This is a genomic window from Vibrio sp. V30_P3S12P165 (assembly GCF_009904905.1).
Classification (GTDB): Bacteria; Pseudomonadota; Gammaproteobacteria; order Enterobacterales; family Vibrionaceae; genus Vibrio; species Vibrio fujianensis.
Genome location: NZ_WXWH01000035.1, coordinates 1 through 24,480 on the forward strand (window position 1 = coordinate 1; position 24,480 = coordinate 24,480).

At 44.5% G+C, this 24,480-nt stretch carries 26 protein-coding genes; 16 read left to right on the forward strand and 10 right to left on the reverse strand.

Annotation, left to right across the window (positions count from 1 at the left end):
* Positions 1–280 precede the first annotated feature (280 nt).
* A complete protein-coding gene (locus CAG57_RS07165; RefSeq protein WP_161426945.1) occupies positions 281–829 on the forward strand; it encodes a gamma carbonic anhydrase family protein in 549 nt (182 codons plus the stop codon).
* Here the strand turns inward: CAG57_RS07165 and CAG57_RS07170 are convergent.
* The 4 genes from CAG57_RS07170 to CAG57_RS07185 are packed head-to-tail and all read right to left on the reverse strand — an operon-like array spanning position 822 to position 3,472.
* Positions 822–1,088: a DUF1488 domain-containing protein gene (locus CAG57_RS07170; RefSeq protein ID WP_161426946.1), complete on the reverse strand. Its 267-nt coding sequence runs from the start codon at positions 1,086–1,088 to the stop codon at positions 822–824. The two genes, CAG57_RS07165 and CAG57_RS07170, sit on opposite strands and share 8 nt — an antisense overlap.
* Positions 1,089–1,098: 10 nt before the next feature.
* Positions 1,099–1,920, reverse strand: a complete 822-nt coding sequence (gene aroE / locus CAG57_RS07175) for a shikimate dehydrogenase (protein ID WP_161426947.1) — start codon at positions 1,918–1,920, stop codon at positions 1,099–1,101.
* A 58-nt stretch (positions 1,921–1,978) separates the two neighbouring features.
* Entirely contained in the window at positions 1,979–2,893 is a 915-nt protein-coding gene (hemF, locus tag CAG57_RS07180) for an oxygen-dependent coproporphyrinogen oxidase (protein ID WP_099610100.1), read from the reverse strand.
* 21 nt (positions 2,894–2,914) lie between these two features.
* Entirely contained in the window at positions 2,915–3,472 is a 558-nt protein-coding gene (locus CAG57_RS07185) for an L-threonylcarbamoyladenylate synthase (RefSeq protein ID WP_161426948.1), read from the reverse strand.
* 195 nt (positions 3,473–3,667) lie between these two features.
* On the opposite strand from CAG57_RS07185, the gene purE reads away from it, so the two are divergent.
* Positions 3,668–4,153, forward strand: coding sequence for a 5-(carboxyamino)imidazole ribonucleotide mutase (purE, locus tag CAG57_RS07190; RefSeq protein ID WP_099610099.1), 486 nt, complete (start codon positions 3,668–3,670; stop codon positions 4,151–4,153).
* Between the two features lie 3 nt (positions 4,154–4,156).
* On the forward strand, positions 4,157–5,284 hold the full coding sequence (locus CAG57_RS07195) for a 5-(carboxyamino)imidazole ribonucleotide synthase (protein WP_161426949.1): 1,128 nt from the start codon (positions 4,157–4,159) through the stop codon (positions 5,282–5,284).
* Between the two features lie 45 nt (positions 5,285–5,329).
* Here the strand turns inward: CAG57_RS07195 and CAG57_RS07200 are convergent, their stop codons facing one another.
* Genes CAG57_RS07200 through CAG57_RS07215 form a run of 4 tightly spaced genes read right to left on the reverse strand, consistent with a single transcriptional unit; the run spans position 5,330 to position 8,579 of the window.
* Entirely contained in the window at positions 5,330–5,899 is a 570-nt protein-coding gene (locus CAG57_RS07200; protein WP_161426950.1) for a DNA topoisomerase family protein, read from the reverse strand.
* Positions 5,900–5,904: 5 nt separating this feature from the next.
* Complete coding sequence (locus CAG57_RS07205) at positions 5,905–6,378, reverse strand: DUF494 family protein (RefSeq protein ID WP_099610096.1); 474 nt, start codon at positions 6,376–6,378, stop codon at positions 5,905–5,907.
* Positions 6,375–7,499 carry a DNA-processing protein DprA gene (gene dprA / locus CAG57_RS07210; RefSeq protein WP_099610095.1) on the reverse strand — a complete coding sequence of 375 codons (1,125 nt, stop codon included), beginning with the start codon at positions 7,497–7,499 and terminating at the stop codon, positions 6,375–6,377. Before dprA ends, CAG57_RS07205 begins: the two co-directional genes overlap by 4 nt.
* An 18-nt stretch (positions 7,500–7,517) precedes the next feature.
* Complete coding sequence (locus CAG57_RS07215) at positions 7,518–8,579, reverse strand: LysM peptidoglycan-binding domain-containing protein (protein ID WP_237665811.1); 1,062 nt, start codon at positions 8,577–8,579, stop codon at positions 7,518–7,520.
* Positions 8,580–8,766: 187 nt separating this feature from the next.
* Here CAG57_RS07215 and def point away from each other — a divergent pair, with 187 nt between their 5' ends.
* The 5 genes from def (at position 8,767) to CAG57_RS07240 (ending at position 14,492) form a co-directional block, all read left to right on the forward strand.
* A complete protein-coding gene (gene def / locus CAG57_RS07220; protein WP_212752310.1) occupies positions 8,767–9,279 on the forward strand; it encodes a peptide deformylase in 513 nt (170 codons plus the stop codon).
* A 24-nt stretch (positions 9,280–9,303) separates the two neighbouring features.
* On the forward strand, positions 9,304–10,251 hold the full coding sequence (gene fmt, locus CAG57_RS07225) for a methionyl-tRNA formyltransferase (protein ID WP_161426952.1): 948 nt from the start codon (positions 9,304–9,306) through the stop codon (positions 10,249–10,251).
* A 64-nt stretch (positions 10,252–10,315) separates the two neighbouring features.
* Positions 10,316–11,596, forward strand: a complete 1,281-nt coding sequence (rsmB, locus tag CAG57_RS07230) for a 16S rRNA (cytosine(967)-C(5))-methyltransferase RsmB (protein WP_161426953.1) — start codon at positions 10,316–10,318, stop codon at positions 11,594–11,596.
* 46 nt (positions 11,597–11,642) lie between these two features.
* The gene (trkA, locus tag CAG57_RS07235; RefSeq protein WP_337247030.1) at positions 11,643–13,034 is read left to right on the forward strand and encodes a Trk system potassium transporter TrkA; all 1,392 of its coding nucleotides are present in this window, start codon (positions 11,643–11,645) and stop codon (positions 13,032–13,034) included.
* A 12-nt stretch (positions 13,035–13,046) separates the two neighbouring features.
* Positions 13,047–14,492, forward strand: a complete 1,446-nt coding sequence (locus tag CAG57_RS07240) for a TrkH family potassium uptake protein (RefSeq protein WP_099610089.1) — start codon at positions 13,047–13,049, stop codon at positions 14,490–14,492.
* 3 nt (positions 14,493–14,495) lie between these two features.
* Here the strand turns inward: CAG57_RS07240 and trhA are convergent, their stop codons facing one another.
* Positions 14,496–15,140: a PAQR family membrane homeostasis protein TrhA gene (gene trhA / locus CAG57_RS07245; RefSeq protein WP_161426954.1), complete on the reverse strand. Its 645-nt coding sequence runs from the start codon at positions 15,138–15,140 to the stop codon at positions 14,496–14,498.
* Positions 15,141–15,514: 374 nt separating this feature from the next.
* Between trhA and CAG57_RS16045 the strand changes: the two genes are divergently transcribed.
* The 5 genes from CAG57_RS16045 (at position 15,515) to CAG57_RS07265 (ending at position 19,417) form a co-directional block, all read left to right on the forward strand.
* A complete protein-coding gene (locus CAG57_RS16045) occupies positions 15,515–15,679 on the forward strand; it encodes a hypothetical protein (RefSeq protein ID WP_099610088.1) in 165 nt (54 codons plus the stop codon).
* Positions 15,680–15,845: 166 nt separating this feature from the next.
* Positions 15,846–16,112 (forward strand): YihD family protein, encoded by a 267-nt coding sequence (locus CAG57_RS07250; RefSeq protein WP_099610087.1) that lies wholly within the window; start codon positions 15,846–15,848, stop codon positions 16,110–16,112.
* 244 nt (positions 16,113–16,356) lie between these two features.
* Entirely contained in the window at positions 16,357–17,754 is a 1,398-nt protein-coding gene (gene ccoG, locus CAG57_RS07255; RefSeq protein WP_099610086.1) for a cytochrome c oxidase accessory protein CcoG, read from the forward strand.
* 48 nt (positions 17,755–17,802) lie between these two features.
* A complete protein-coding gene (locus CAG57_RS07260) occupies positions 17,803–18,789 on the forward strand; it encodes a serine/threonine protein kinase (protein WP_099610104.1) in 987 nt (328 codons plus the stop codon).
* Between the two features lie 28 nt (positions 18,790–18,817).
* Positions 18,818–19,417, forward strand: a complete 600-nt coding sequence (locus CAG57_RS07265; RefSeq protein ID WP_161428008.1) for a thiol:disulfide interchange protein DsbA/DsbL — start codon at positions 18,818–18,820, stop codon at positions 19,415–19,417.
* 160 nt (positions 19,418–19,577) lie between these two features.
* Here the strand turns inward: CAG57_RS07265 and CAG57_RS07270 are convergent, their stop codons facing one another.
* Complete coding sequence (locus tag CAG57_RS07270) at positions 19,578–21,104, reverse strand: YifB family Mg chelatase-like AAA ATPase (RefSeq protein ID WP_161427849.1); 1,527 nt, start codon at positions 21,102–21,104, stop codon at positions 19,578–19,580.
* A 473-nt stretch (positions 21,105–21,577) separates the two neighbouring features.
* On the opposite strand from CAG57_RS07270, the gene ilvG reads away from it, so the two are divergent.
* Genes ilvG through ilvE form a run of 3 tightly spaced genes read left to right on the forward strand, consistent with a single transcriptional unit; the run spans position 21,578 to position 24,469 of the window.
* The gene (ilvG, locus tag CAG57_RS07275) at positions 21,578–23,224 is read left to right on the forward strand and encodes an acetolactate synthase 2 catalytic subunit (protein WP_161427850.1); all 1,647 of its coding nucleotides are present in this window, start codon (positions 21,578–21,580) and stop codon (positions 23,222–23,224) included.
* A gap of 10 nt (positions 23,225–23,234) precedes the next feature.
* Positions 23,235–23,519, forward strand: coding sequence for an acetolactate synthase 2 small subunit (ilvM, locus tag CAG57_RS07280; protein WP_099610082.1), 285 nt, complete (start codon positions 23,235–23,237; stop codon positions 23,517–23,519).
* Positions 23,520–23,530: 11 nt separating this feature from the next.
* A complete protein-coding gene (gene ilvE / locus CAG57_RS07285; RefSeq protein ID WP_161427848.1) occupies positions 23,531–24,469 on the forward strand; it encodes a branched-chain-amino-acid transaminase in 939 nt (312 codons plus the stop codon).
* Positions 24,470–24,480: the final 11 nt, after the last annotated feature.

Genomic DNA, 24,480 nt, shown 5'->3' on the forward strand with positions numbered 1-24,480 from the left:
AGCTTCAAAGCGGAGGTGAATTCTAACGAGTTAATTTGAAGAGTCAAACACTTTTTCAAATTTTCTTTTTTAGAAGTTTTCCCTCAACTAACACTGCCTGAAGCCTTGCGGCGTCTGCCGTGTCAGTGAGGCGGCATTATAGGGGGTTTGGTTAGCTTGGCAAGTGCTTTTTATTGCTTTTTTTTCGGCTGCGCATTTTTCGCCCAAAGCTCATCTTTTATTGCTTAATTCAGGTTACACTTATCTCAGAGTAAAAAAATGAAAACAGGTAGGAGAAATAATGAGCTCGATTCGTTGTTATAAATGCACTTCCCCCCAAATAGCTTCTCGTGTTTATGTTGACCCCTCTAGCGTTCTCGTCGGCGATATCACGATCGGTGAAGATGCAAGTATTTGGCCATTAGTAACGGCTCGTGGCGATGTAAATCATATCTGTATTGGGAGCCGTACTAATATCCAAGATGGGAGCGTACTTCACGTCACTCACAAAAACAGCACTAATCCAAATGGCTATCCATTAGTGATTGGTCGTGAGGTGACGATTGGGCATAAAGTTATGCTACATGGTTGTGTAATTCAAGATCGAGTATTAGTCGGAATGGGGTCTAATATATTAGATGGTGCGCTGATCAGCAGCGATGTCATGATTGGTGCTGGAAGTTTAGTCCCACCAGGTAAAGTCTTAGAGAGCGGCTATCTTTATATCGGCAGCCCAGTAAAAAAAATTCGCCTACTCACGGATCAAGAACGTGAATTTTTAATCAAATCTGCAGATAACTACGTACAAACTAAAAATGATTATCTCAATGACGTAGAAATGCTCAACTGATGACTTCTATAGTACCGTACTGATTAAACGCTTCTTCTTCAATTAAAGCTTCAGCAAGCTCTTCAAGATCAAAACGTACTGTATTGAATACCGCAAGAGCTTGTTCTTGGCTATCAATGGCTTGTCCAGTGTATTGAGCTAATTGCCGAATAGAGATCTGACAAACAATAAGCGCTCCCCCCTGTTGAGCGGGAAACTCTATAACTTGAAGCTCTGGATTCCAATCCTGCATATCTGGAAAAAGGATAGATTGATTCATATTTCTCCCACTAAATTTTTCTCAGCTCTCGCAAAACCTGTCTTGTCCCTGGACGAAGTCCTCGCCAAAGCATAAAACTTTCGGCAGCTTGAGCCACCAACATACCTAAACCATCATAAGCATGAACCGCTCCATTCTCTAACCCCCATTGATTGAAAATGGTTAGTCCTTTCCCATACATCATGTCATAGGCCACGCTCGTTGGAGAAAAAATAATGGGGGAAAGATTGGGCAATTCTCCCGCTAAACTGGCCGAAGTAGAGTTGATGATGAGATCAAAGCTGTGGCTGATTTCGTGCATAGCTTGCGCATCAACAGAACCAAATGATGCAAAGTTTGCGGCTAACTGCTCAGCTTTATTGAATGTACGATTGGTAATGGTAATACGCAAGGGGTGTTGATCTAACAGCGGTTTGATTACTCCACGAGCAGCCCCTCCAGCCCCTATTAACAATATGTTAGTATTCTCAAGAATAACCTGATGCTGTAATAAATCTTGAACTAGCCCCTCTCCATCGGTATTGTCACCAATCACTTCACCATCATCGAGCTTTTTTAAGGTATTCACAGCGCCGGCAAGTTGAGCTCGCTCAGTCAACCGATCAGCAAAAAGATAAGCGTCTTCTTTGAAAGGAACGGTCACATTGCACCCTTTTCCACCCTGAGAAAAAAATTGCTCTGCGGCAGCTTGAAAACCATTAATCGGGGCCAGTTTGGCGGTATAACTCATCTTCTGGTTGGTTTGGCGAGCAAACAACGTATGAATAAAAGGAGACTTACTGTGCTCAATAGGGTTACCAAACACCGCATAGTGATCATGATGAAAATCCATATTCTCGCCCACTTCGCTAAATTATCTGTAAAGACCGTACCATTGAGCCTGTCTCATGTCACCATTCTTTCGGGACTAAAAACTCGCAAAGTTTTGCTTCTGCACTACCTTTTTCAGGGTGGTAGTTATATTGCCAGCGCGCTAATGGCGGCATCGACATCAAAATTGACTCAGTCCGACCACCACTCTGCAAACCAAACAGCGTTCCTCGATCAAAAACGAGGTTAAATTCAACATAACGACCACGTCGATAAAGTTGGAATTGTCGTTCTCGCTCGCCATATTGGGTCTGTTTACGTCGCTTAACAATCGGTAAGTAAGCTTGAGTATAACCCTCACCCACTGATTTGATGTAGTCAAAGCAGCGCTCAAATCCCCATTGATTTAAATCATCAAAAAAAAGCCCACCAACCCCTCGCGTTTCTGCTCGATGAGGAAGATAAAAATACTCATCACACCAAGCTTTATGCATCTTATAAACATCAGCACCAAATGGCTCACAAAGTGTTCTCGCTACCTGATGCCATTCCCGACAATCATCTTCAAATGGGTAATAAGGGGTAAGGTCAAAACCACCGCCGAACCACCATATCGGTACTTCTCCCTCTTTTTCTGCGATAAAAAAACGCACATTAGCATGAGAAGTAGGAACGTAAGGATTATGTGGATGCATTACGATCGATACCCCCATCGCCTCAAACTGACGTCCGGCTAATTGAGGTCGGTGTGCGGTTGCTGAAGCGGGCATTTGCTGTCCCGTAACATGAGAAAAATTAACACCACCTTGCTCAAATACCAAGCCATCAGACATTACTCGCGTCCGACCACCGCCCCCTAACCGTTCCTCAGCCTCTCGATACCATTCATCTTCAATAAAAGTCGCTTTTCCATCTACCGCTTCTAATTGCTGACAAATCCTATCTTGGAGGCCAAGTAAAAAATTCTTTACCGCTTGCTTATCAATGGTCGACATTATTTATTCCTTTGCGCGAAACTATCCTTGCCGTAACACTTGCTGAGTTTTTGCATCTCGAATTTCACTTGGTTTATTTCGTCCGCCCGTTTCACCATGTAAAATAGCTATTAATTGAGCGCCGAATTGCTGCACCACTTCATCTGTCGTCATACAGGAAGGGTGACCGGAGAGATTCGCGCTAGTTGATGTGATGGGTTTCCCATAAGCAAGGCATAACTGTTGCACTAAAGGGTGATCCGTAACTCGAACCGCTATTGTGTCAAACCGACCACTCACCCACTTAGAGACTTGCGAACTGGCAGGCATAATCCAAGTCACAGGGCCAGGCCAAGTCGATTTCACCGTCAATAGCTGTTGATGCGTGAGTTGGTTTTCATCAATATATGGCAGAAGTTGCTCATAGGTCGCGGCAATTAAAATTAAGCCTTTATCGATCGAACGCTGCTTTAATTGTAATAGTTTCTCAATCGCTTGTGGGTTATCGGGATCGCAACCGACTCCAAACACGCCTTCCGTTGGGTAAGCAATAACGTCACCTGAGTGTAAGGCATGTAAAATCTGTTCAAAATTATCCAACGTCTATTCCTAAAAGTTTTGGGTATCTATCAGCGTCTAAGTTTACAAATTATTAAACCAAAGCGCTAAAGCAAATTAGTCATAAATAATGTCGATCCATCTCACTCGCAACGCAAACGTTTGCTTGTAAAAAAAACACCTCGTATAATGTGTTCTTGTTTACTCACCTAATTACCACGCTTAAAGGAATTTAAGATGAAAGTCGGCATTATCATGGGTTCAAAATCAGACTGGCCAACCATGCAACTGGCAGCAGAAATGCTTGATCAGTTTGGCATTTCTTATGAAACAAAAGTAGTCTCAGCCCATAGAACACCTCATTTGCTAGCAGATTATGCCTCCAGCGCTAAAGAGCGTGGGCTCAAGGTGATTATCGCTGGTGCAGGAGGGGCCGCTCACTTACCAGGGATGACGGCAGCCTTTACCGCGCTTCCGGTTTTGGGTGTGCCGATTCAATCACGTGCACTTTCAGGGTTAGATTCGCTCTATTCCATTGTCCAAATGCCTAAGGGAGTTGCAGTCGGCACACTGGCGATTGGTGACGCTGGAGCAGCCAATGCAGGCCTATTAGCAGCACAAATTATCGCCACTCACGATAATAGTGTGATGGAAAAGGTCGAAGCCTTCCGTGCAGCACAAACCCAGTCAATACTCGCTAATCCAAATCCAGCTGAGGAATAACTCATGCACGTATTGGTATTAGGCTCTGGGCAGTTAGCTCGAATGATGTCTCTTGCTGGAGCCCCACTGAATATTTCGCTTTCCGCTTTTGATGTTAACAATAACCATATTGTCCATCCATTAACTCAAACAATCACTGGCTACGGTTTATTACCAGCAATTGAACACGCAGATGTTATCACCGCTGAGTTTGAACATATCCCTCATGATGTACTGGCCATTTGTGAGCAAAGTGGTAAATTTTTACCCACCATTGAAGCGATTAAAGCGGGAGGCGATCGCCGCCTAGAGAAAGCCTTACTCGATCAATCTGGTGTACGAAACGCGCCCTATGCGATCATCGAGCACCGCCAAGATTTCGATGCTGCCATTAAACAAATTGGGTTACCAATGGTATTGAAAAGTGCCTTAGGTGGCTACGATGGTAAAGGCCAATGGCGTTTGAAAACTAGTGACGAGATCGAGCGTGTTTGGGCTGAAGTGGCGGAATGTTTAGCCTGCTCCGAACACCAAGCCATTGTCGCCGAACAGTTTATTCCTTTTGATCGTGAAGTCTCTTTAGTTGGCGTTCGCGGACGAGGTGGCGATATTGCGGTTTATCCTCTGGCTGAAAATATCCATGTCGACGGCGTGTTGAGCCTCTCCATCGCAATTAATGCCCCTCAATTACAAACACAAGCCAAAGCAATGTTCCAAGCGGTTGCAGAAAACCTTGGCTATATCGGTGTGTTGGCCTTAGAGTTTTTTGATGTACAAGGCACATTACTGGTCAACGAAATTGCTCCCCGAGTGCATAACTCAGGCCATTGGACTCAGCAAGGTGCCGAAGTCTGTCAGTTTGAGAATCACTTGCGGGCGGTCTGTGGCTTACCCTTGGGGAGCACCAAACTGATTCGAGAAACCGCGATGATTAATATTTTGGGTGAAGATAGCCTACCGAATGAATTAATGGCGATAGAAGGCTGCCACATTCATTGGTATGGCAAAGAAAAGCGCGCTGGAAGAAAAATGGGGCATATCAATGTCAGCGCAGATTATACCGGTGAGCTAGATAGAAAGTTAACACAATTGACGGCGATACTCGATCCGGTTTGTTTCCCTGCACTACAGAAACGAACCGCCTCTCTGTAGCAGTATCACATTTACGACAACAGGCTAACGACACTTATTACGTCGTTAGCCATTTTGTATATGAGCGCACTTCTTATCTGCGCACTGGTATTTAACGCCATTTGCCAACTTTTTTTCCATTAATAATGGAAAACCACACCGCTCACAGACTCCATCAATCGGTGGTTGGTTGATCGCGTACTTACATTTAGGGAACGCATCACAAGCATAGAAGGTTTTACCAAAGCGAGATTTCCGCTCAACTAAATGCCCCTTATCACATTCCGGACAAGTGACTAACGGCTCTGATTTCTGACTCGGTTCATGGCTATCTAATGGCTCGATATGGTGACAGTCTGGGTAATGATTACAACCAATAAACATACCAAATCGCCCCTGCCTAAGCACCAGCTCATGTCCGCATTCAGGGCAAGGAACCCCTAACTCTTTAATAATATGACCATCATTTTGATGAAGGGGTTTTAAATAATCGCATTGTGGGTAATGACTGCAACCTAAAAAGGGGCCATGCTTAGCGCGGCGAAGCTGTAACGCTCCACCGCACAACGGACAAGGCTCATGACTTAACGCCTGCTCATGGGCAGAAAATAAGTTAGGATCAATTTTGTTGCTCATGTCAATTAATGCAAAATACCTTGTTCTTTACTATACAAAAGCTCTTCCATCAGCGTGTAAGCATTCTCATTACCTGGTACATTAAACAACACCATCAGAATAATCCATTTTAGATCATCTAATTCAAACTCATTGGTTTCCAACCCCATGACCCGATCAATCACCATTTCACGAGTTTCAGATGTTAGCACTTGAATTTGTTCAAGAAAAAGTAAAAAGCCACGGGCTTCCAAATCAAGCCGTTCCATCTCTTGAGCCGTGTAGACTCGCATAGATGTGGCGGCACAGGTCGCCATGGCGGAATGTGCATCAGTTTGCTGCAATGCAGCCAGCTCTTCTAGCCAATGGAGGGCTTTATAAATCTCTTTCTGGTGAAATCCTGCTCGAAGTAATTCATCTTCAAGCTCGTCTTGATCCACTTGCAATTCAGCATCGCTATGGATATACGTCTCAAACAGATACATCAAAATATCCATCATAGCTTGCCTCTCCCCTTACGAATATAGCCACCGGAAACTGCAACAACTTGCCCTAAAAGTTCAAGCTCTAAAAGCTGCATCATGACTTCTTGAACAGGAATATGGGTCCGCTGAGCAAGAATATCAACTGGTGTCGCTTCTATTCCTACGTTAGCTAACAGCTCGGGAAATGGCAATTCTTCTTGGCCATTTGATGAAGAAAAAAGGTCGCCTTGAGGAAAAATAGGCGATTTCTGTGCCCAATGAGTAAATGTGGTTATTTCAGCTAGGATATCGTCCACCGATTGAACAAGACAAGCCCCTTGTTGAATCAGACGATTGCTCCCCTGAGAATTAGCGATATGTATCGGCCCTGGCACAACAAAAACTTCTCGCCCCTGCTCCAGCGCATAGCGAGCGGTAATTAAAGAACCACTTTTTTCAGCCGCTTCAACAACCAAAACACCGAGCGCTAAGCCACTAATGATACGATTACGTCGTGGAAAATGCTCTGCTCTGGGTTTAGTGCCGGGACGAAATTCGGACACTAATGCACCACTGGCCTTTATGCGTTCAGCTAAAGAGCGATGCCTAGCTGGATAGATGCATTCAAGCCCTGACCCTAAAACCGCAATAGTCGTTCCTGAGGCTTGCAGGGCTCCATCATGAGCATAACCATCAATACCCAAGGCTAACCCACTAGTGATCGCTAAATCATGCGCAACCAATTGTGCAGCAAAACGTTGTGCAATATTTCGGCTATCAATGGTGGCATTACGGCTACCAACTATCGCAATTTGTGGTTGAGCGAGCATTGAGCATTGTCCCTCCACAAACAAAACTTTTGGTGGAGAAGCAACCTCTCGTAGTAACGGAGGATAATTCTGATCATCATATAAGGTAATAATATGTCGCTCTGGATCTTTTACCTGCCACTCTAAACAAGCATCAACTTCTCGCTGAGCATGATGAATCAAGTACTCCACTTGCTCTGGTTTTAGTCCTAAAGCCAACCATTGTTGAGATGAATAACCTAGCATGTTAGCCAGAGCATCTAAGCTCAACAGCCGAGCCATCATTTTCTGTGTAAGCTTAGGTGTAAAACTTAAGGCAAGCCATGCACAGAGATCTTGCTGTTGCATCAATGTCGTCAAATTAAGCTACTGCGTGGCAGCCATTGATGAAGAGGGCTCGGCATCACTCATCGGTGGTAAAGCCAATACGGATTGGTCAATCGGTTCTTCACTATTGGTCACCAAAGCTAAACTAAATGCATCGTAAGGACGAATCACCATTAATGCACCAACTTTGCGTTGTGGAAGATTAATCTGCTCTCCTCGATTCGACTTGTAGCTATATCCTTCTTTATTTTGATAAACCGTTGCGCCCACTTGATAAAGTTCAAACATACTGCCTTGAACCAATCCATCCCCCTTACCATGATCAATCACAACGACCTGATTTTTTGCTGCATATTGGCTTCCTTCCAGCGTTCCTAAAATGGTCGCTTGAATTCCCTGTGGTGCTGGGCGCGGAAAAAAGGAGGTGGATAAATTAAGTTGATTTAACCCAACTTCAGTTAAAGCAAGATCATTGACCATAATTTCTTGCGCGACCTGATGAACAGCAAGCGCTGTTAATTTTTCTTCACTTGCCACTCGTTCAGCGGTGGCGAGCAAACGTAGCGCGACCATTTTTTTATCACCACGAATAAACTCGGTCATTGGACGATAAATTCCCCATTGGGCATGACTAGACTCACCGGAGATGTACACCGTATCTTGCTTTGTCAAATATTTACGACCATCATTAGATCCTAATACTCGTGCACTTTGTACAATTTCCGCTTCGTCGATTAAACGATCCGATAATAAATAAGGCAGCAGTAACCCTTCTTCTACCGTCGGTAACGACTGCTTTTCCATTAAACGGACTTGCGGGCTTAGTTTAACCATGGGCTTCAAACTTAACACAGGCTGCCCATCACGCCAGAGTAGTGTTAATTTATCTCCCGGATAAATAAGGTGGGGATTATCTATCTCTGGATTGACTTGCCAAAGCCTTGGCCATAACCAAGGACTATCTAAATATAATGCCGATATATCCCATAAGGTATCACCTTTCTCCACTGTATATGTTTTTGGTGCATCAGCTTTCACCGCCAAAGCCGTCGGCTCATTAGCTAAGACGGAAAAATGAGAGAAGAGCGCGATAAACAACATACTGAAGATAAATACTTTCAGACGATAATAACGAATAAATACACTCATGACCTTGCTTCCTTGGCCGGTAAATAACAGAAGGTTTACTATAAATTGTGTTCGATGCTGTCATTTAGGCCATAAAATGTCTAGAATTGAGCCAACAAGCGTTAAGCTGTTTCGGCACAGTTCAATATTTCGAGTGTATATGTCTGTATTACAAGTATTAACATTTCCAGATGATCGTCTTCGCACCGTTGCTAAGCCGGTCGAAAAAGTCACGCCTGAAATCCAAAAAATCGTTGATGACATGTTAGACACCATGTATGACGAAGAGGGCATTGGTTTAGCCGCCACACAAGTGGACATTCATCAACGTATTGTGGTGATTGATATTTCAGAAAATCGTAATCAACCTATGGTACTGATCAATCCACAAATTCTAGAAAAACGTGGAGAGGATGGCATCGAAGAAGGCTGCTTATCCGTGCCTGGTGCACGAGCTTTAGTGCCTCGTGCTGCTGAGGTGACGGTCAAAGCCCTTAATCGCGATGGTCAAGAGTACACCTTTGAGGCTGATGATTTGCTGGCAATTTGTGTACAACATGAACTTGACCACTTAGAAGGTAAACTCTTCGTGGATTATTTATCGCCACTAAAGCGAAAACGTATCAAAGAGAAGTTGGAAAAAATTAAGCGTTTCAACGAGAAAAATAAATAAATCGCATAGAATAGAGAGGTTACCTTGAGCCAATCATTACGTATTGTCTTTGCAGGTACTCCGGATTTCGCCGCCCGTCACTTGGCGGCGTTATTGTCTTCGGAGCACGAAGTAATTGCCGTCTACACACAACCTGATCGCCCTGCCGGACGCGGGAAAAAGCTCACCGCCAGCCCAGTGAAACAGATGGCGCTTGAGCACACCATTCCTGTGTACCAGCCTGAGAATTTCAAAAGCGATCAAGCCAAACAAACCTTAGCCGATCTTAATGCTGATGTGATGGTGGTGGTGGCTTACGGTTTGTTATTACCGAAAGCGGTACTCGATATCCCTAAATGGGGTTGTATTAATGTCCATGGCTCAATTTTACCTCGCTGGCGAGGTGCCGCACCAATTCAGCGCTCGATTTGGGCCGGTGACAGTGAAACGGGCGTCACCATCATGCAGATGGACGTGGGTCTTGATACCGGTGATATGCTGAGTATAGTTCGCTTGCCAATAGAAGCCAGCGACACCAGTGCCTCAATGTATGACAAATTGGCGGAGCTTGGCCCACAGGCCTTGGTGGCTTGCCTTGATAAGTTAGCTTTAGGCCAACTTAGCCCAGAAAAGCAAGATGATGCTTTGGCAAATTACGCCCAGAAGCTGAGTAAAGAAGAAGCGAAAATCGATTGGACACAAGAGGCGGCCTTTATTGAACGCTGCGTGCGAGCCTTTAACCCTTGGCCGATCAGCCATTTTGATGTGGCTGATAACACGGTTAAAGTGTGGCAAAGCCGTGTCGATGAGCGCGAGTCTACTCATCCGCCCGGTACGATTATTCAAGCGGATAAATCGGGTATTTATGTGGCGACCGGTCGTGGTGTGTTAGTGCTAGAGCAGATCCAACTACCCGGTAAAAAAGCCATGCCCGTGCAAGATATTCTTAATGCTCGTGCTAGTTGGTTTGCGGTCGGTACGCAACTTAGTTAAATATTAACACCTTGACGAGGGCAGAGATGCCCTCACTACTTTTTTTTTCAATTCGGTATTACTCATGAATGTTCGCGCAGCGGCAGCTAATGTGTTGTTTCAAGTGGTTGATAAAGGCCACTCTCTTTCGCACGCTCTTCCAGCGGCACAAAAAACCATTCGTCCCAGAGACTATGCACTTTTACAAGAAATTTGCTATGGCGCATTACGCTATTTACCACGCTTAGAATCGATCGCCAATGAGCTGATGGATAACCCATTAAAAGGTAAAAAACGGGTGTTTCACCACCTCATTTTGGTGGGTATTTACCAACTCAGTTTTATGCGCATTCCTTCGCATGCAGCGGTGGCAGAAACAGTGGAAGGCACCAAAACCTTGCGAGGCCCAAACTTAAGTGGCCTGATTAACGCTGTACTGCGCAACTATTTGCGAGATCAGGAAGCGTTAGATGCCATCGCTGTTAGTCATCACGCGGGTAAATATGGTCACCCAAGTTGGTTGCTCAAGCGATTACAAGAAGCCTACCCACAGCAATGGGAACAGATTATTGAAGCCAATAATCATAAAGCTCCCATGTGGCTACGAGTTAACCGTCAATATCACACCAGAGATGAATACCTTACACTGCTAAACAATGAAAACATTCAATGCAGCGTACACCCACAAGCTGCTGATGCTATAAAATTAGCCTCTCCTTGCGATGTCAGCTTATTGCCCGGCTTTGATAAAGGGTGGGTATCAGTGCAAGATGCCGCCGCGCAACTGGCGGTTGACTACTTACAGCCTCAAGACGGTGAATTGATCTTAGATTGCTGCGCGGCACCAGGAGGTAAAACCGCACACATTTTAGAACATACTCAAGAGACTGAAGTGGTGGCAATCGATAGCGATCCCAAGCGTCTTGAACGAGTTTATGACAATCTAGAGCGGCTACAATTGCGTGCCGATGTTATTTGTGGTGACGCTCGCTACCCCGAAGAATGGTGGCAAGGAGAGCAGTTTGATCGTATTTTGCTCGATGCTCCTTGCTCAGCAACGGGGGTCATTCGTCGTCATCCCGATATCAAATGGCTACGTCGTGATAACGATATTGAGGCATTGGCTCAATTACAAAGCGAAATACTAGACGCCATGTGGAAACAATTAAAAGTCGGAGGCACTATGGTTTACGCCACCTGCTCGATTGCGCCACAAGAAAACAGCGAGCAGATTAAAGCGTTTTTAGCGCGAACTAATCATGCTCTCTTAGTGGGTTCTGACATCAACCAGCCAGGACGACAAATATTACCTGGCGAAGAAGATATGGACGGTTTTTACTATGCCGTTCTCCATAAGCAAGCATGATAGGGTTAGCACATGATCAACCAGAATTTCGGTTAATCAGTGAACAATAAGAGTACAAGGTATGAAAATTATCATTCTTGGTGCCGGACAAGTTGGGGGCACTCTCGCTGAGAATTTAGTCGGTGAAAACAACGATATTACGGTCGTAGACAAAAATTCAGATCGGCTGCGTGAGTTACAAGATAAATACGACTTACGAGTCGTCAATGGTCATGCAAGCCATCCTAATGTACTAAGGGAAGCGGGAGCACAAGATGCCGATATGTTGGTTGCGGTAACCAATACCGATGAGACCAATATGGCAGCGTGCCAAGTAGCCTTTACTCTATTTAACACGCCCAACCGAGTGGCTCGTATTCGCTCTCCAGAATATTTACAAGAAAAAGAGACTTTATTTCAATCGGGCGCAGTTCCCGTTGATCACCTAATCGCACCGGAAGAGTTGGTCACTAGCTATATTGAACGTTTAGTACAATATCCTGGTGCGTTGCAAGTGGTGAGTTTTGCACAAGAAAAAGTCAGTTTAGTCGCGGTCAAAGCATATTATGGTGGGCCTTTGGTCGGTAATGCGTTATCTGCCCTACGTGAACACATGCCGCATATTGATACGCGTGTTGCCGCTATTTTCCGCCAAGGGCGGCCTATTCGCCCGCAAGGCACCACCATTATTGAGGCTGATGATGAGGTGTTCTTTGTCGCTGCAAGTAATCATATTCGCTCAGTCATGAGCGAACTGCAACGGTTAGAAAAGCCCTATCGCCGCATCATGATTGTCGGCGGTGGAAATATTGGTGCAAGTCTAGCGAAACGCCTAGAGCATACCTACAGTGTCAAGCTTATTGAACGGGATTACCAACGAGCGGAACAACTTTCCGAAGAACTAGAAAACACCATTGTTTTTTGTGGTGATGCAGCCGATCAAGAGCTGCTTTCTGAAGAAAATATCGATCAAGTCGATGTGTTCATTGCTCTCACCAATGAAGATGAAACCAATATTATGTCTGCGATGCTCGCCAAACGTATGGGAGCGAAAAAAGTGATGGTACTCATTCAGCGCAGCGCCTATGTTGATCTTGTCCAAGGCGGAGTGATTGATGTTGCAATCTCTCCCCAGCAAGCAACCATTTCTGCACTGTTAACTCACGTTCGTCGCGCCGATATCGTCAATGTTTCTTCTCTTCGTCGCGGAGCAGCAGAAGCGATTGAAGCCATTGCCCATGGGGATGAAACCACATCTAAAGTTGTTGGACGAACCGTGAGTGAAATCAAATTGCCGCCGGGAGCAACCATTGGTGCAATCGTACGTGGTGAAGAAGTCTTGATCGCTCATGATCGAACCATTATTGAACAAGACGATCATGTCGTGATGTTCTTAGTTGATAAAAAATACGTGCCTGACGTGGAAAGTTTATTCCAACCAAGCCCATTTTTCTTATAGGTAACTGGCGTTATGCTGAATATACGCCCAATATTATTTGTCATTGGGCTAGTGCTTTCTAAACTAGCTCTGTTTATGTATGTGCCCACTTTAGTGGCCTTTGTCAGTGGCACTGAGGGGTTCATCGAATTCGCTCAAGCCGTTATTATCACGCACTTAGTGGCTTTTTTCTGTTTAACGCTGGGAAGAACAGCAACGTTTCGTCTTAACGTACGAGACATGTTCCTCATCACCAGCTTAGTCTGGACCATCGCCAGTGCTTTTGCGGCGCTACCTTTTGTATTTATAAACCACATCAGCTTTACCGATGCTTATTTTGAAACCATGTCGGGCATTACCACCACAGGTTCGACCGTCTTGAGTGGGTTAGATAACATGGCACCAAGCATTTTACTCTGGCGCTCTATTTTACAATGGTTAGGTGGTGTCGGATTTATTGTCATGGCAGTAGCCGTATTGCCCATGTTGAATGTGGGGGGGATGAAACTCTTCCAAACCGAGTCGTCCGACTGGTCTGATAAAAGCAGCCCACGAGCGAAGACGGTTGCAAAAAATATTGTCGCGGTTTATCTCAGTTTAACGGGTCTGTGCATCATGGGTTATATGCTCACGGGCATGGATCTCTTTGACGCTATTAACCACGCTTTTACAACCCTTTCAACCGGTGGTTATTCGACTTCTGATGGCTCGATGAATCATTTTTCGAACGGATCTCATTGGATAGCCACTCTGTTTATGTTTTTAGGTGGATTACCTTTTCTACTCTTTGTCTCGGCGCTACGAAAACGTCGCATTCAAGAGTTGTTAACCGATGCACAAGTGAAAGGTTTTTTCTTACTTTTCATGCTCACCAGTTTAGTCGTTGCCGCATGGCTCACGCTTCATAATGGTTATCCAGTACTCGATGCCTTGCGTGTCTCGATGTTCAATATCGTCTCGGTTATTACTACAACTGGATTTGGCTTAGACGACTTTACCACTTGGGGAGCGCTTCCTACCACGTTATTTGCTTTCTTAATGGTGTCGGGAGCCTGCTCTGGCTCAACCTCTGGTGGGATTAAAGTGTTCCGTTTTCAAATTGGCTTTGCTCTACTCAATAAGCAAATGATGAAACTAATTCACCCCTCTGGTGTATTTGTGCAACGTTACAATCAACGTCCAGTCAATGAAGATATCGTTCGCTCGGTGATCGCTTTTGGGCTGACGTTTTTTATCACTATTATTGCGATTGCCGGTTCTCTCTCGGCGATGGGGCTTGATCCCATCACCAGTATTTCGGGTGCGATTACCGCAGTCGCAAACGTCGGACCAGGGATCGGCAGTGTGATTGGGCCATCCGGTAATTTTGCTCCCTTGCCCGACGCCGCTAAGTGGATACTTAGCTTAGGGATGTTAATGGGTCGGCTCGAAATTTTGACTATTTTGGTGCTGTTTTTCCCCGCTTTCTGGCGGCGTTAGCAATCAAATCGGTTCGACGTACCAATAAATAGCTAAGAAATGGCAGACGCATCCCGCTAACACAAAAATATGCCAAATCGCATGATTGTAAGGGATGCGTTTCGCAACGTAAAAAATAGCACCCAACGAATAAACAAGCCCACCTACAACTAATAAGGTGACACCACCAATATCAAGATGAAGAATAAGTTGATAGATCACCACTAGCGATAACCATCCCATGACCAAGTAACTGAGTAGTGAGAATTTCTTAAATCGCGTCATAAAAGCAATCTTTGTGATAATTCCCAACAAAGCAATAGACCAAATCACAATCATTAAGCTAATGGCTAACGGAGTGCGTAATCCCACCAATAAAAAGGGTGTATAGCTACCAGCAATCAATAAATAAATCGCACAGTGATCAAATACTTTTAGCTTATATTTGATTTGCTGTTGAGCGATCGCATGATAAAGCGTAGACGCCAAAAATAAGAGAATAATGCTACCGCCATACACACCCATACTCGCAATAGTGAGAAGATCTGCACGATGCTCAACCGCCTTTACTAATAGCAACACCAAACCGACGATTCCCAACAACAACCCAACTCCGTGGCTGATAGCGTTAGCCACTTCTTCCTTCATGTGATATCGATTAATTAACATAATAGCGACCATATAAAATCATCTTAATAATCCTCAGTATCACACAATAGGCTTACACTTGTAAGCTGAAAAATGTAAATAATGGTTAGGTAAAAAATCTATAAAAGCGAGCACCGAGTCGATTTTGAGCAACGTCATTCCCCTTTGACATATTTCCTTCACTTATTTAACAAAAATGTTGTTTAACTATCGATCAATGAAGCTGTTAATGCTAGGCTATTTATGATATGCGAGCATATCATTATTCCTGAATAGCTATTTGGATTGGCATTGCCAGAATGAGCGACTCTTCTCCGCCAATTGCGGGCAGGACAACTCATAGTTATTTAGGTGGTAACATCGGCAATGGATGTGCCTGACCGTTAGGTAAATGAATGCGCCCAACAACTGTCAGGTTTTCGCACACAAACCGTAGTGCAATGCGCCGTCGTAGTGGTTTTACTACTGCTCTGATTGCAAAAAAAATCGCGACCACCACTCTTGTGGAAAAAAATGCGTTTATCGCATCACCCGAAACAAAAGTGGTTAAAGCCGCTTAAGTTAAAAAGCGCAGTTTAAACTGCGCTTTTTTCTTCGTCTCGCCCCTGAAATCAAGCCATAGCATCTAGGCTCTGTTGACCTTGTCAAATAAAATGAGAAGGTTTGGTATTCTCGATCCAATTTGCTATCTTTAGCAAAAATCATGACAAGAATAGGGAGAAAGTGATGCAATGCCATCGAATTGAAGAGTTACTTGAGCTATTAGAGCCTGAGTGGCAGAAAGCATCTGAACTTAGTTTGGTTCAATTTATCTGCCAATTAGCTCAAGAGGCTGGATATAAAGGAGCATTAGAATCACTTACTGATGATGTCTTAATCTACCACCTTAAAATGCGCAACAGCAGTAAAGATGACGTCATCCCTGGTATTAAAAAAGATTACGAAGATGATTTCAAAAGCGCTATTTTGCGAGCGAGAGGCATCATTAAGTAATCCAACTTACTTCTATCATTTAAGGCAGCCTATGGCTGCTTTTTTTACAACCTGATTTCGTTCAATCATTCTTATTCAACACCCAAAAGCACTTTTATTGTTAAATCTTGATTGCGATAAAGAAACAAAAAGGTTATCGGCGCTATAATCCTGCGCATTATTTTCATAGAATGACCAATAAAGTCACCACGATAAAGAGTGTAACCATAAGAAGTTATACCATAATGACGAAAAAGGAAGCGTTATGAGTCAAGAGAAAATTGACGTCAAAGAGATCGTCCCCAAAAACGACCCAAGGGATCGCTTTAACCCAAGCCATCGTATTTATGTCCGGGAAAGTAAAGGAACCTATCAACAATTACGTCGCTATAGTGGTTGGTTTCTATTACTACTCTTTGCGCTTATTCCATGGATTTCTTATGGTGAACGGCAAGCTATTCTGCTTGATATTGGTCATCAACAGTTTAATTTCTTTGGTACCACCCTTTATCCACAAGATCTGACGCTACTTGCTCTCTTATTTATGATCGCCGCTTTTGGATTGTTTTTTCTAACTACCTTTTTGGGTCGAGTCTGGTGTGGCTACCTCTGCCCACAAACCGTGTGGACTTTTATGTATATTTGGTTTGAAGAAAAACTCGAAGGCAGTGCCAATAAACGCCGTAAACAAGACTCAAACAGACTCACCGTGCATTTAGTCTTACGTAAAAGCGTCAAACATATCGCTTGGTTTGCGATCGCTCTTGCGACTGGGTTTACCTTTGTTGGCTATTTTGTTCCTATCCGAGAGCTCGTGGTTGACTTTTTCACTTTGGAAGCTTCATTCTGGGCCCTCTTTTGGGTCTGGTTTTTTGCTCTCTGTACTTATGGTAATGCCGGCTGGATGCGATCCATTATGTGCGTCCATATGTGTCCATACGCTCGCTTTCAGTCCGCTATGTTTGATAAAGATACTTTTATTGTGGGTTATAATCCCAAACGGGGGGAGCAGCGAGGCCCACGCGCTCGCAAGTCAGATCCCAAAGCGTTGGGACTTGGTGACTGCATTGATTGTGATCTATGTGTACAGGTTTGTCCAACCGGAATTGATATCCGTAATGGTTTACAATACGAATGTATCAACTGCGGGGCTTGCGTGGATGCCTGTGATATGACCATGGAAAAAATGGGCTATGAAAAAGGCTTGATCAGCTATACCACAGAACACCGTTTAGCCGGAAAAACAACCAAGATACTACGGCCTAAACTGTTAGGCTATGGCGGGGTACTACTCCTCATGCTTGGATTGTTTTTTGTTCAAGTGGCCCATGTCGATCCGGCAGGTTTAACGGTCATTCGCGATCGAAATCAACTGTTTAGAATCAATAGTAACCATGAAATAGAAAATACTTACACTTTAAAAGTGATCAATAAAACCCAGCAAGCTCAAACGTATCACCTGCAAGTGAATGGTCTAACGAAGGTTTCTTGGTATGGTCGGCAGAAAATTAACGTAAAGCCCGGCGAAGTCGTCAATGTTCCTCTTAGTTTGGGGGTCGATGCTGATAATCTTCCCTCAACGGTCAACACAATTCGGTTTATACTCAGCGACAGTCAATCTTTTTCTACCGAGGTAGAGAGTCGGTTTATAAAGCCACTTTAAACTCGGGACACTATGGCAAAGGGCTTAGCAATAAGCCCTTTTAAAATTATGACTCAAGCGACCTTTCACTTTGATGCTCTGACCCCTGATTTAATCTGGTATGCACTGGAAAGTATCGGTATCCGTGCTGAATCTGGCTTTTTGGCACTCAATAGCTATGAAAACCGTGTCTATCAATTTAGTGATGAGCAACACCGCCGGTTTGTCGTAAAATTCTACCGGCCACAACGTTGGAATAAAGAACAAATCCAAGAAGAACATAATTTTGCATTAGAGCTTGAGGAAGCTGAAATTCCACTGGCTCCTCCTTTGATCATCAATGGAGTAAGTCTACATGATTATCAAGGTTACTATTTTGCCTTATTTAATAGTATGGGTGGGCGTCAGTTTGAAGTCGATAACGAGCAACAACTAGAGTGGGTAGGACGCTTTCTTGGTCGTATTCACAAAGTCGGGGCAATCGAACCTTTTACCCACCGTCCAACCCTGAGTTTAGAAGAATACCTTTATCAACCGAGAAAGGTACTCGAGCACGCTTCTTTTATTCCTACGCACTTAGAAAATGCATTTTTTAACGATCTCAATCTGCTGATTTCGTCGATTGAACAATGCTGGCAACCTACCGATAACATAATTCGATTACATGGTGATTGCCATCCGGGTAATATTTTATGGCGAGATGGCCCAATGTTTGTTGACCTAGACGATGCTCGTAATGGCCCAGCCATTCAAGATCTCTGGATGTTACTCAATGGTGATCGACAAGAGAAACGGATCCAGTTAGATATTTTGCTTGAAGGGTATCAAGAGTTTTGCGACTTTAACCCAAATCAATTGAAACTAATTGAGCCACTACGTGGTCTACGCATGGTGCATTATATGGCTTGGTTGGCAAAACGTTGGAATGATCCTGCGTTTCCCCTCGCTTTTCCTTGGTTTAATGACCCCAAATATTGGGAAGGTCAAGTTTTGGCCTTTAAAGAGCAGCTTGCCGTATTACAAGAGCCAGCACTATCACTAACGCCTAATTGGTAAATCACTTCAAAAGACTGATGGAGTAAATATGAAAAAGTTGTTTGCACTAGTTGCAACCCTAATGTTAAGCCTTTCTGTACAGGCGGCTCAATTTAAAGAAGGTGTTCACTATAAAGTGCTTAACCTACCCCACTCAAGCCAACCGAGTGTAACCGAATACTTCTCTTTCTATTGTCCTCACTGCTACTCTTTTGAGCCTGTCATCAAACAGTTAAAAGCCCAACTACCTAAAGACGTAACGCTGCAAAAAAATCACGTTTCCTTTATGGGCGGGAAAATGGGCCTATCCATGAGTAAAGCATATGCCACTATGCTAGCGCTCAATATCGAAGAAAAAATGCTACCGGTGATGTTCAACCGTATTCACGGACTGCGTCAAGCACCTAAAAACGATCAAGAATTACGTCAAATTTTTATCGATGAAGGGGTTGATGGGGCAAAGTTTGACGCTGCTTTTAACGGATTTGCTGCCGACTCCATGGTTCGCCGCTTTGATAAACAGTTTAAAGACAGCGGATTAACTGGTGTTCCAGCGGTTATCGTCAATAACCGTTACTTGGTGCAAGCACAAGGAATCAAAACAATGGATGACTATTTTGAGCTTATCAACTATCTGTTAAGTAAATAATCTATCTGTTAAGTAAATAAACGAGGGTGTGAATAGTTGATAAAAAAAGGAGCATATTGCTCCTTTTTATCATTAATAAATAGCAATGAACGTAGCCAACCGCTGCAGCTTCAAGTAGGAAGGGGATATACCATCAAAACGATAGCTCTAAACAAACATGTTATATCACCGCCTGAGCGGATAATTGTTTGAGTAATCGATCCATGGATCGATACCCTAAGGCTTCAGCCAAGTGTGCTCGTTGAATATTTAATTCGCCTTGTAAATCTGCGATGGTTCGGGCCACTTTAATAATTCGATGATAAGCACGTACCGACAACCCCAAACGATGTAAAGCATTTTCTAAAAATTCAGCGTCTGATTGATGCAGGTGGCAGTAGGTGTCTATCTCTCTGCTTTGTAATAGAGCATTGACTTTACCACTTCTTGTAAGCATCCGTTCTCGCGCTAATAAAACACGCTGACGTACTGTCAATGTATCTTCTCCTCGCTCTCCTCCTTGAGATAAGGTTCCTTTCGGTAAAGCCGGGATCTCTATCGACATATCGAATCTATCTAATAACGGCCCGGATAATCGACTCAAATAGCGTAAAATAACCTGAGGATTTACCCGAGCTTGATTACCTTCATAGTAACCGGTCGGGCTTGGATTCAGAGCTCCCACTAACTGAAAACGAGCCGGAAAACGCGTTTTACCTTGTGCCCGAGAAATAATAATCTCTCCTGATTCAAGAGGCTCCCGCAAAGAGTCAAGAACCTTACGTTCAAATTCCGGCATTTCATCTAAAAAAAGCAACCCATTATGGGCTAAAGAAATTTCTCCCGGCCGAGGAATCGTTCCTCCGCCCACCAGTGCTGCCATGGAGCTGGAGTGGTGCGGGGAACGAAAAGGCCGTTGCTTCCAATTATATTGGTTAATATCTTGCTCTGTCAGTGAAGCAACCGATGCGGTTTCCATCGCCTCTTCATCACTCATTTCAGGTAATAAATCGCATAAGCGTGATGCTAACATGGTTTTTCCGGTTCCCGGTGGGCCAAGAAATAGGAGATTATGACTCCCAGCCGCAGCGATTTCCAATGCTCGTTTACCTTGCTGCTGGCCAATAATATCTTGCAGATCACGCTGATGATTCAAAGGTCGATGCTGGTTACCACTCTGAAAAAGGGTTAGATTTTTCTGCCCACACAGATCGGCACAAACGTCGAGTAGCGTCTGAGCCGACTTATGCTGCCCTTCATTGACTAATGCGGCTTGATCACCATTATCCTGCGGTACCACTAAACTACGTTTTGCTTTATTCGCAGCTAACGCCGCTGGTAAAACCCCTTTCACACGCCGAATTTCACCAGATAAAGCCAGCTCGCCAATAAATTCATAACGCTCAAGAAGATTAAGCGGCAATTGTTCTGAGGCGGCCAAAATACCTAAGGCAATCGGCAAATCAAACCGTCCTCCTTCTTTTGGTAAATCAGCTGGTGCTAAATTTACGGTGATTCGTTTGGCGGGAAATTCGAAACGAGAGTTAATAATGGCACTACGTACCCGATCGCGCGACTCTTTCACCGTCGTTTCTGGTAGCCCCACCAGGTTAAATCCAGGCATGCCATTGCTAATATGAACTTCAACCGTCACCGCTGGCGCTTGAACCCCTATACTGGCTCGACTGTGGATAATCGCAAGTCCCATCACTTCCCTTAGTGTCAACGATAAAATTGAATGTCCTAAATTAAGAAAACTCAGGTACAAAAAGATATATAGCGATTCAAAACCATAAGAGAATGTGAAAAAAGAATGAGTTTTTGCTTGTCATGTAACAGAGATGTGTGATACCACTAGAGATGAAGACAATTTCTCAGCATAGTACAACAAAATACAAAACAAATATGATGAATTTACGCGCTCACTTTAACTCACTGATTAGCCTGCTTATCGTGGTCATTATTTGGACCGCGCGGGGGCTTGTGGGCGCAAAATAACACACAGATTCAAAAAAACCCCCGCACTGAAAAGTCCGGGGGTTTTTTTATAACCCTAATCAACAGAAAAGCCAGATAGTTTTATTTTTGAACATGACATAACAGGAAGAATGGGGAGCCGCACATGACGTGCATACACAAGATGACTAACGACAACATCCGTTGCCGACAAGGAGGTTTATGATGACAGGAGCACAGCTAGTCGTAGCCGCATTAAAACAGCAAGGAATCAAAACCATTTTTGGTTATCCTGGTGGTGCCATCATGCCGATTTATGATGCGCTGTATGATGGGGGAGTCGAGCATATACTATGCCGCCATGAACAAGGTGCCGCGATGGCGGCCATTGGCATGGCCAGATCAACGCAAGAAGTAGCGGTTTGTATGGCGACCTCGGGCCCAGGAGCCACCAACCTCGTCACCGGACTGGCCGATGCTTTTTTAGATTCCGTTCCGTTGGTTGCCATCACCGGCCAAGTTGCCAGTTCTCATATTGGCACGGATGCTTTCCAAGAGATGGATGTGATTGGTATGTCACTGGCATGTACCAAACACAGCTACCTCGTTACCGATATTCATGAGCTTGCACCCACTTTAGCCGAAGCTTTTGAAGTAGCTAAAACCGGACGTCCTGGGCCTGTGATTGTGGATATTGCTAAAGATGTTCAACTTGGCCAAGCCCCCGTGTCCCTTCTTCCCGATTTTACACCTACCAAGATTCCACAGGTCGATTTGGAACAGTTGAGTAAAGCTCAGCAGCTAATTGCTCAAGCAAAACGTCCCGTTCTCTATGTCGGTGGTGGTGTCCAACTCGCCAAAGCGACCGAGACTGTGCGAAAATTTTTACACCTAAACCCCATGCCCTCAGTCAGCACCTTAAAAGGTCTTGGAACCATTGAACGCAACGATCCACTCTACCTTGGTATGTTAGGTATGCATGGCACGAAAGCAGCCAACTTAGTGGTACAAGAAAGCGATCTTTTGATCGTCGTCGGAGCTCGATTCGATGACCGAGTAACAGGAAAGCTAGACACCTTTGCTCCTCATGCTCAGGTGATCCATATTGATATTGACGCCGCTGAATTTAATAAGTTGCGTTGTGCTAATGCGGCCTTACGCGGTGATATTAACGTTATTCTGCCACAGTTAGAAACCGGCCAAGATCTCACGCCTTGGGCGCATCATAGCGAAAGCCTGCGGCAAGGGTTTAAGTGGCGGTATGACCACCCCGGAGACGCTATTTACGCGCCTCTCCTTTTAAAACAGTTATCCGATATGATGCCAGATTCTGCCATTGTATCGACCGATGTCGGTCAACACCAAATGTGGGCAGCCCAACACATTCAACCCAGAGCACCTCAAAACTTCATTTCTTCAGCGGGGTTAGGCACGATGGGGTTTGGACTTCCCGCCGCGATGGGAGCGGCGGTTGCCCGTCCAGACGATCAATCTATCCTTATTTCTGGTGATGGTTCTTTTATGATGAACGTTCAAGAGCTAGGCACCCTGAAACGCCGCCAGATCCCAGTCAAAATAGTACTGCTGAATAACCAGCGATTAGGCATGGTGCGGCAATGGCAATCTCTCTTTTTCGATGGTCGACACAGTGAAACAATTTTAGATGACAATCCTGATTTCGTAATGCTGGCTCAAGCGTTCGATATTCCGGGTAAAACCATCACCAAAAAAGAAGAAGTTGAACCCGCCCTTAAAGAGATGCTGGCAAGCAAAACTGCCTATTTATTACATGTTTTGATTGATGAAGAAGAAAACGTCTGGCCACTGGTTCCACCGGGTGCGTCCAACAACGATATGTTAGAAAACACCTAGGAGGCTCACTATGCAAAGATACTTACTAGATATCAAAGCCGATGATAAACCTGTACTGTTGGAACGAGTGCTACGTGTTGTTCGCCATCGTGGATTTATCATTAAACAAGTGGCTGCAACGCAAAATCACGCAAGCCACGTCGCCAGCGTAGAAATTATTGTCGATAGTGATCGGCCAATCACCACATTGACCAATCAAATTGAAAAATTATGGGATGTTCGTTCGGTTGATGTAACCACGATTAGTAGTCATGAACTACCCAACAACAATTTACAACAGAAAATTTGTGCTTAAGGAAGGCAAACATGGCAACAAAAACTGCAGAGTATATTTGGTTCAATGGTGAAATGATGCCATGGGAAAATGCGACCGTTCACGTATTAACCCATGCGATGCACTATGGCACCTCTGTTTTTGAAGGGGTTCGTTGTTATAACACCCCCAAAGGGCCGATCATTTTCCGTCATCGTGAACATGCTCAGCGCTTAGCGGATTCTGCAAAAATCTATCGATTTCCGATTCCTTACTCTATTGATGAAATGATGGAAGCCACGCGTGAAACGCTCCGAATCAATAAGCTCGATAATGCTTATATTCGTCCATTAGCATTTGTAGGCAATGTCGGATTAGGCGTTTGCCCACCTAACAATACAGAGATGGATCTGATCATCGCCGCTTTCCCTTGGGGCGCTTATCTCGGCGAAGAAGCGCTAGAAAATGGCGTTGATGCGATGATCTCCAGTTGGCATCGCGCTGCACCGAACACCATTCCAACAGCGGCAAAAGCCGGAGGCAACTACCTCTCGTCCCTTCTTGTTGGAGGAGAAGCACGACGCCATGGCTACGCCGAAGGTATTGCCTTAAGCGTGGATGGCTATCTGTCAGAAGGGGCAGGCGAAAATATTTTCGTCATCAAAAATGGCGTGATTCTTACCCCGCCAACGACGAGTTCCATTCTCCCTGGCATCACTCGTGACTCGATTATGACCCTTGCTAAAGAGCAAGGGTATGACGTTCGTGAAGTCAACATCGCTCGTGAAGCCCTTTATCTTGCTGACGAAATATTCATGACCGGTACGGCAGCTGAAATTGTTCCGGTACGTAGCGTTGATAAAATCACCGTTGGAGCAGGTAAACGCGGCCCGATCACCAAGGCAATGCAGGAAGCCTACTTTGGCCTATTTAATGGCACCACGGAAGATAAGTGGGGCTGGTTAGATTATGTATACCCACAAGAGAAGTAAAAGGACGACAA

Excerpts from the sequence above, each read along its gene's own strand:
- CAG57_RS07165 (WP_161426945.1), top strand. The coding sequence starts at position 281 with ATGAGCTCGATTCGTTGTTATAAATGCACTTCCCCCCAAATAGCTTCT.
- CAG57_RS07170 (WP_161426946.1), bottom strand. The coding sequence starts at position 1,088 with ATGAATCAATCTATCCTTTTTCCAGATATGCAGGATTGGAATCCAGAG.
- aroE (WP_161426947.1), bottom strand. The coding sequence starts at position 1,920 with ATGGATTTTCATCATGATCACTATGCGGTGTTTGGTAACCCTATTGAG.
- hemF (WP_099610100.1), bottom strand. The coding sequence starts at position 2,893 with ATGTCGACCATTGATAAGCAAGCGGTAAAGAATTTTTTACTTGGCCTC.
- purE (WP_099610099.1), top strand. The coding sequence starts at position 3,668 with ATGAAAGTCGGCATTATCATGGGTTCAAAATCAGACTGGCCAACCATG.
- CAG57_RS07195 (WP_161426949.1), top strand. The coding sequence starts at position 4,157 with ATGCACGTATTGGTATTAGGCTCTGGGCAGTTAGCTCGAATGATGTCT.
- CAG57_RS07200 (WP_161426950.1), bottom strand. The coding sequence starts at position 5,899 with ATGAGCAACAAAATTGATCCTAACTTATTTTCTGCCCATGAGCAGGCG.
- CAG57_RS07205 (WP_099610096.1), bottom strand. The coding sequence starts at position 6,378 with ATGATGGATATTTTGATGTATCTGTTTGAGACGTATATCCATAGCGAT.
- dprA (WP_099610095.1), bottom strand. The coding sequence starts at position 7,499 with ATGCAACAGCAAGATCTCTGTGCATGGCTTGCCTTAAGTTTTACACCT.
- CAG57_RS07215 (WP_237665811.1), bottom strand. The coding sequence starts at position 8,579 with ATGTTGTTTATCGCGCTCTTCTCTCATTTTTCCGTCTTAGCTAATGAG.
- def (WP_212752310.1), top strand. The coding sequence starts at position 8,767 with ATGTCTGTATTACAAGTATTAACATTTCCAGATGATCGTCTTCGCACC.
- rsmB (WP_161426953.1), top strand. The coding sequence starts at position 10,316 with ATGAATGTTCGCGCAGCGGCAGCTAATGTGTTGTTTCAAGTGGTTGAT.
- CAG57_RS07240 (WP_099610089.1), top strand. The coding sequence starts at position 13,047 with ATGCTGAATATACGCCCAATATTATTTGTCATTGGGCTAGTGCTTTCT.
- trhA (WP_161426954.1), bottom strand. The coding sequence starts at position 15,140 with ATGTTAATTAATCGATATCACATGAAGGAAGAAGTGGCTAACGCTATC.
- CAG57_RS16045 (WP_099610088.1), top strand. The coding sequence starts at position 15,515 with ATGCGCCCAACAACTGTCAGGTTTTCGCACACAAACCGTAGTGCAATG.
- CAG57_RS07250 (WP_099610087.1), top strand. The coding sequence starts at position 15,846 with ATGCAATGCCATCGAATTGAAGAGTTACTTGAGCTATTAGAGCCTGAG.
- ccoG (WP_099610086.1), top strand. The coding sequence starts at position 16,357 with ATGAGTCAAGAGAAAATTGACGTCAAAGAGATCGTCCCCAAAAACGAC.
- CAG57_RS07260 (WP_099610104.1), top strand. The coding sequence starts at position 17,803 with ATGACTCAAGCGACCTTTCACTTTGATGCTCTGACCCCTGATTTAATC.
- CAG57_RS07265 (WP_161428008.1), top strand. The coding sequence starts at position 18,818 with ATGAAAAAGTTGTTTGCACTAGTTGCAACCCTAATGTTAAGCCTTTCT.
- CAG57_RS07270 (WP_161427849.1), bottom strand. The coding sequence starts at position 21,104 with ATGGGACTTGCGATTATCCACAGTCGAGCCAGTATAGGGGTTCAAGCG.
- ilvG (WP_161427850.1), top strand. The coding sequence starts at position 21,578 with ATGACAGGAGCACAGCTAGTCGTAGCCGCATTAAAACAGCAAGGAATC.
- ilvM (WP_099610082.1), top strand. The coding sequence starts at position 23,235 with ATGCAAAGATACTTACTAGATATCAAAGCCGATGATAAACCTGTACTG.
- ilvE (WP_161427848.1), top strand. The coding sequence starts at position 23,531 with ATGGCAACAAAAACTGCAGAGTATATTTGGTTCAATGGTGAAATGATG.